The 6,303-nt window shown below is 59.7% G+C and carries 5 protein-coding genes and 2 pseudogenes; 4 read left to right on the forward strand and 3 right to left on the reverse strand.

Going from position 1 to position 6,303, the window contains the following annotated elements:
- The first annotated feature begins 125 nt into the window (after positions 1-125).
- From GSQ89_RS37815 to GSQ89_RS37825, 3 genes are all read left to right on the forward strand, one after another.
- Entirely contained in the window at positions 126-440 is a 315-nt protein-coding gene (locus tag GSQ89_RS37815) for a hypothetical protein (protein ID WP_158933283.1), read from the forward strand.
- A gap of 123 nt (positions 441-563) precedes the next feature.
- Positions 564-1,370 carry a hypothetical protein gene (locus GSQ89_RS37820; RefSeq protein ID WP_158933284.1) on the forward strand — a complete coding sequence of 269 codons (807 nt, stop codon included), beginning with the start codon at positions 564-566 and terminating at the stop codon, positions 1,368-1,370.
- A 15-nt stretch (positions 1,371-1,385) separates the two neighbouring features.
- A complete protein-coding gene (locus GSQ89_RS37825; protein ID WP_158933285.1) occupies positions 1,386-1,811 on the forward strand; it encodes a hypothetical protein in 426 nt (141 codons plus the stop codon).
- A 105-nt stretch (positions 1,812-1,916) separates the two neighbouring features.
- Here GSQ89_RS37825 and GSQ89_RS37830 read toward each other — a convergent pair.
- Positions 1,917-2,084 (reverse strand): annotated as a pseudogene (locus GSQ89_RS37830) (IS6 family transposase); the annotation flags it as partial.
- A gap of 146 nt (positions 2,085-2,230) precedes the next feature.
- The gene (locus GSQ89_RS37835; protein WP_158933286.1) at positions 2,231-3,460 is read right to left on the reverse strand and encodes a class I SAM-dependent methyltransferase; all 1,230 of its coding nucleotides are present in this window, start codon (positions 3,458-3,460) and stop codon (positions 2,231-2,233) included.
- 199 nt (positions 3,461-3,659) lie between these two features.
- Here GSQ89_RS37835 and GSQ89_RS37840 point away from each other — a divergent pair.
- A pseudogene (locus tag GSQ89_RS37840) lies at positions 3,660-4,262 on the forward strand (ISAs1 family transposase); the annotation flags it as partial.
- 348 nt (positions 4,263-4,610) lie between these two features.
- On the opposite strand, the gene GSQ89_RS37845 reads toward GSQ89_RS37840, so the two are convergent.
- Positions 4,611-5,612 (reverse strand): hypothetical protein, encoded by a 1,002-nt coding sequence (locus GSQ89_RS37845; protein WP_158933287.1) that lies wholly within the window; start codon positions 5,610-5,612, stop codon positions 4,611-4,613.
- Positions 5,613-6,303 lie beyond the last annotated feature (691 nt).

The following is a 6,303-nucleotide window of genomic DNA, read 5'->3' on the forward strand; positions in this document are numbered from 1 at the left end:
CTCGGCTTGACCAGAAACAGCCAAGTGGAGTTAGAGAAAATAGGCCGAAATCACAGAGTTACCGCGAAGCGGTTTAGTGCAACGTCCTTTATCATGCGTGATATTGATGTGTTAGAATGAACCCCATGACCGACGAATCCGACCCGTCCAAGCCCGACCAATTGCCCGCGCTCGTCTCTCCGACGGCGGCAATTTCTTTTACCACGGTCTTACCAGAGGGTGCCTTAATTCCGTCGATGGTCGCCGAAGCCGGCGAATCCGCGGCCTGGCGTTACGTCGACTTCTTCACCTCGAACATCCGCAACCCCAACACCCGCCGTGCTTACAGCCGCGCGTGCCAGACTTTCTTGAGACCGTCCAAAACCTGGGGGGAGAACAGAACGGGCATATCAGCGAGATGTCGATTCCGCTATGCTCCAATCCGCCCGGCCGAGCTTTGACCCCCCTGGTTTTGGACGGTCTCATGGCTCTCGCTGGCGCTACCAAATGACGTCGTTGTCGCATAATGACGAACGAGGGTGGAGAATCCGTCGAGGGTTCCACCGTCGGGGAGCCGGGCGGCGATGATAATCGATGAGATCAGACTGTCTGGTGGACAGATTCTGCGGATCGCTCGCTCCCGCGATGCAGCGCCGCCGATCCCCGGTAGATTTCAGATACGAAGCGCGGCTGAAGTGCGTCAACTGCTTTGGGGAATGCGCCATGACCTCGCCGCGGAGACGACGCTGCGGTCATGGTACACGTTTTATCTGCACGGCGACGTTCTCAGGTCCTTCGATCAGGTTATTGATGGACTCGCTCACGCGGTTGAAAATGATGTTATCTCACTGCGACGATATATAGTTGGATTTTCAGGGCGAGGAATTGCCCAAGTCGCCGCCGAGGCGGGGCGCCTCGCAGGTCTGGAACCACCCCGTGACAACACGCCTATCGACTTCAAGGATGACAACGGAAGGCAGGTTTTTGCGGAGACCCCAGGGCATACTGCAATGAAAAAACCAAAAAAGCCGGAAGGAAATTTCTTCGTCGATCAAGGCGTTTCCGTGAAAAATGCCGGCCTCCTACGTTATGATCGTTTCCCACTTTTTGTTCAGGGAAGCCTGTGGGATATGCAACGAGTTGACGGCAGGGTTGTCCAGGATTTTATCGATTTCGCCACTGTGGCCATAGGGCTATATTGTGCTTCCGCAGAAATGGAAATGCGCGAAGTTCTGACAAGACAGAACGAGTATGCTATATTGTGGTCCGATTTCAGCAAGGCTTCATTGGATAAAGAATATACCCATTTGCCTGTACGAAACGTAAATAACACCGTAAAAGGTTACGCCCTGTACGCGAGTGGCTCGATACGGCCAACTGGCGGAAAGTGAGCCGGGAATTTTGCCATGAAAATCATCAAAGGAGCGGCTTGGTTCTCCGGGGCAGTCATACTGGCGTTGATCGTAATTGCCGGAGTGGTTCTGTTCTTGGGACCCGCGCTCAACGCCGGCTGCGAAAATACGCCGATCTCGGCGGCCGTTTCCCCGGATCGGCTTTGGAGTGCAGCAGTCGTCGAAGCTGTATGTGGCGACGGGGCACTGACAACAACCGTGGTCGACACGGTCATGCTTGTCCCGGTCAATCGGTCAGTTGCCGAAGGCAAGGCTGTTTTCAGAGTGGATACGGGGGGGCACGTAGACGAACGGCCTTCCGTAAAGTGGGTTGAACCTCGAACGCTTTTAATCGAGGCCTTCACCAGTCCCTACGCGCAGTCGGTGGTCACGTCCTATCAGGGTGTCACCATCAGGCAGGCGCCCAGGATCGCTAGGTAATATCGTCCCGTGTCCTGAGCGATGGTCTCAACGATGTTCGGTAGGTCCCCGCCCCTGCCCCACGGTCTTCTCCCGACCCGGTACCGGTTCTCTGGATTATGGCCACGGAACGTGCTTAACGACCCAGCGATTGAGCGTGGCGTGGTCGACCTTCACGCCGCGCTCCGCCATCATTTCCTCAAGCTGACGGTAGCTGATAGGATACGCCACATACCAGCGGACCGCCCATAAGATCACTGCTCGTCCGAAGTGACTGCCCTTGAACTCGATCATCGACCGTTTGTCCACCCCAATCGCTGCCGGCAAACGTTAGCCAACCAGATCAGTCGGCCAGCTTTGCGACAGAACCCAAGGGATTCGCCTGAAGATCAGCCTACCACCCCTGGACCAGTCGAGTGCACCAATGCTATCATGGTAGGTCAGTCGACGCTGGGGCGTAGCCGCCGCATTATGCCGCCGACCGTCCGGCGCAGCAGGCGCAGCGGCAGACCGAGTAACGACCGCGAATAGAGCGCGTGATAGGCTCGCGCCAGCCGGACTACTCGCGAACGCTCCATCTCAGCCAGGCGCTGCTCCGTCTCGGCCAGGCGCCGCTCCGTTTCGGACACATGCCGCTCCGTCTCGGCGACGATACGGACAAGCGTATCCCGACTTTCGACGAGCCGGTCTTCCATTTCCCGCCGTAATGCCCGCATCTCGGCCTGCTGCGTCCGGTGGCTGTCGCGCAGGCTCGCATGCGCCGTGCTGAGGGTCTCGTACTGGAACTGTCGGTCGCGCAGCAAGATTTCCGGAAAGCAACGCTCGATCCGCGTGTTAGGGAACACATCTGACCGCCCCGGCGCCGCCTCGGCACGGCTGATGGCGCGCAGCGGCGGGATGCAAGCCGAGCCAGCTTGGTAGGCGGCGACGAGGGCCGCAAGATCGGCCTCCTCCTCCTCGGCCGCTGCCATCCGATGCGTGTGGAACCATTTCAGGACCTGTGCGAGGTAGTTGCTTGGATGTACTAGCGAGAGGGCCCGGATCTGGGGCTGTGACCGCGGCTTCAGCCGCTGCGCCGTGGCACTTCCGCGGCGGACGAACAACAGCAGATTTTGCGCGTACCACCACTCCACATCCGAGCATGCCCAGATCAACGGGCGGACCAGATCGAGGCAGTCGAAGCCATGGGTGCGAAACAGCAATGCCCAGAACTCCGGCCATTGCTCGTTGACATGGTGCTCGCCGCCCTGAAATGGCACTGCTGCCGAGAACAGCACCACGTCGGTGAACCCTGTCAGGTCGTTGACGAAGCTCGCGGCGCGAGAGAACGACAGATGCTCCGCTACCTCAACGCTGATAACGAGATCAAACCGGCGTCCGTCCGAGAGGGGGGCGACGTCGCACAGTCGTTGCCGCTCCAGGTCAACCGGCAGAAACGCCGCCGGATCGATCAGCAGCGCGGCCCGATCAACGTAGTCACCATCGACTCCGAGAATGTCCGTAGCACCGAACTCTTGTGCAGCGCGTAGCCACGGCCCGACGCCGCAGCCGACGTCGAGCACGCTCTGTGGCCGGAATCGGTCGAACAGTTCACCAAGCACCGCCCGCGCTGAGGTGAGGCTGCGCGCTGACTGGCCGTCGAAGAAGGACGCAGTGTAGGGTACGTTCATCAGCGGTATCGACATAATGGGGACGGTACGCTCCGAGAATCGTGTTATCGAGGGCACGCGCCTTTTATCCTATCGAAGGGCCTGCGCTAGCAGCAACTCACTCCTCTGCCAACCCATGGCCCCGAACTCATGTGACAATGGGTGACACGGCGACACATCAGCGATTCTATGTGGTTTCCCCGATTTGGAGCCGCACAGTATGTCGCCTATCGCTGCCAGCTCATCCGAGAAGTCTCGCCTTGCTGTGCTGCTCGAGCACTTTGCCCGGATAGATGACCCGCGCGACACCCGCCGCATCGTTCACCCTCTGGCGGAAGTTCTGTTACTTGTGGTGTGCGGTACGGTCGCCGATTGCGACGATTACGATCATATCTCCGAATGGGGCGAGGCCCATCTCGATTTCCTCCGCCGTCATCTCCCGTTCGAGCATGGCGTTCCTGGTGGGCGCTGGCTGACGATCCTGATGAACCGCATCGCCCCGGCGCTGTTCTCAGCAGCCTTTGGCGGCTGGGTACGCGAGACTTGGCCGGATCGCCCGGAGTTTGTTGCGATCGACGGCAAGACCTCGCGCCGGAGCCATGATCGCGCGGCAGGGGAAGCCGCCATCCATGTGGTCTCGGCGTTTGCCACCACCTCCCGCCTGGTGCTCGGCCAGGAGGCGGTGCCCGATAAGTCCAACGAGTTGACGGCCATTCCCGTCCTTCTAGCGCGATTGGCCGAGAACGGCGGCCTGCGAGGTGCTCTGGTTTCCATCGACGCCATCGCCACCACCATCAAGGACGCCGGCGCGGCGGGAGGCGAGAGCGGCGCCAGATCGAGCAGGATCCTGAGTAGGAACAATCGGTATGACAGCCGGCGCAGCACTTGCAATGCCAACCGCCCCCGCCCGCCCGATCCGCCGTGCCGCCATTCCTCTTCGACCACCCTGGCAAGGCGGCCTAGCACCCCCTCGGTCGCGGGTGGTCTCGATAGCAAGGCTCAGCGCGAGCCGCTCCACTTCGCCGGCCAGAGCGATGTTATGGGGCTAGGTGATGTCAGCGCGTGCGACAAAGTAATCGGTCGATAAAAGCATGTTGTCCCGGTGATCGTGATAATTCTTGTGATCGTTAATTAGCAATCCAGTTTCTGCCAAGACGTTTCTATCCTTCGGCTATGCTGCCACCGTCTGTACCAGTTCGGCCCAACGCCGGTCCCAGCTGTTCGCGACCGCCGACCAGTCGCCGCGACGTGGCGCGGTGGCGATCGCATCCAGCGCCTCGAGCCATGGTCCGTTGCTGGCAATCAGGTGGACATGGGCAGCATGGCGCACCGCCTGTGGAATCGGAGCGGCCAGCACTTCGAGGCCGGCGTTGAGGTAATGATACAGCTTGTCCGGGTTGACGTGCCGCGTCATCGGATGATCAATCTGGTAGGGCAGCACGCCGACACGGAAATTGCCCAGGATCGACCACAGATCGTCGTTGTCATAGCCGCCGTGGAAAGTGACGTTGCGGCGACGTTTCAGCAGCGCGTCGAGTTCGACGGCGGCGTGCGGTGTGGATTCGTGAATGCGACCATAAATCGCCAGCGTTACGCCTTGTGACGCCAGTGCGTCCAGCCAGGTGAAATCGACCCGGCTATCTATCGAGCCGATATAGACCATGCTTCGCGGATCGGCCTTCTCTACCGACGCAATCGGCTGCATATGTGAGGCATTGTCAAGATGGTGCGCACGCGGATAGCGCTCCTTGAGCGCCGCATCCAGTAGGATCGTGTGTGTGCAGCGGCAACGCCAGATCGCATCCTGCAACATCCGGATCCCCCGCTCGAAGCCGGTCGCGTTGAACTGGAGGTCGTCATAGACGTCATAGACCAGCACGGCATTATCGAATATGCGCTGCAGCCGGCTCACGAACGGGACTTCATTGCCGCCAAGTCCGGTCAGCACGATCAGCCGACCATCGCCAAGATTTTCACGCACCAACTGCAGAATCTCGTGCTCGTTGACACCGGACGCAAATGTCGCGTTCTCGCTGCCGTTTCGTGCAAGGATGATCTGCTCCCAACAGTAGATGTGCAGCGCGCGCGCATCAGCGCGCTCTGCCGCACGCATCAGGTATTTGCGGAAGTCGGTATGGTAGCGTTTGTTAGAAAGTAACAACAGATTTGGCATCACAAACCATTTCGGGAGAGGTAGAATCTGGTCGGTCGATAGCAGGGTAGGATAGTTATCGGCAAGAGTGCACCGTCCCGAGGGTATCATCGCGGCTGCACCTCTCGTCATAAGTTCGACCCTTCCATGCCCTGATCCGCTCGAGAACACTGTCAGAAATCAATTTGGCGGCTGGTGACACGGCTGTTGGGTCTGGGTCATCAAGCTGCAGATCTGCCGTCGGTGAAGCGATCCGGCGCGGTAAAGGCGGGTGCCGTCCGCTCCTGCGGCGCCGGAATGCATCTCGCCACAGTGCAATGTGGTTTCGAGCAGTGCGGCGTCGTCAAGTCGGCCGGCGAGCAGCTGCTCACGGGGTTAGCGCCAGTGTTTACCCTCGGGTTTCGCGCGGCCAAGGGCGCGGTATGCGGCGACGCAGTTTTCGAGCTTGGCTTGCAGGCGGTCACCGGACCGGATCCGGATATGCAGGTACTCGCCCGCGGTGGTCAATTCGAGAGTTGCCGTGCCCTGCTCGGGGAGATCTCGTGGTTGCCGAGACTTAGCCAGAATTCCGGGTATTGGTCGGCAACGACTCGCGGAAGGCAACCTAGCTCCGGACCTAGTGGATATAATCTGACGCTTGCATCCGATTTAGGATTCCGTGTTCGACTTGGCCGTGCGAGTCTGGCGAATGCGCAAAGCCATCAAAATCGAC

It is taken from the genome of Acidisphaera sp. S103 (assembly GCF_009765975.1).
Lineage (GTDB): Bacteria > Pseudomonadota > Alphaproteobacteria > Acetobacterales > Acetobacteraceae > Rhodopila.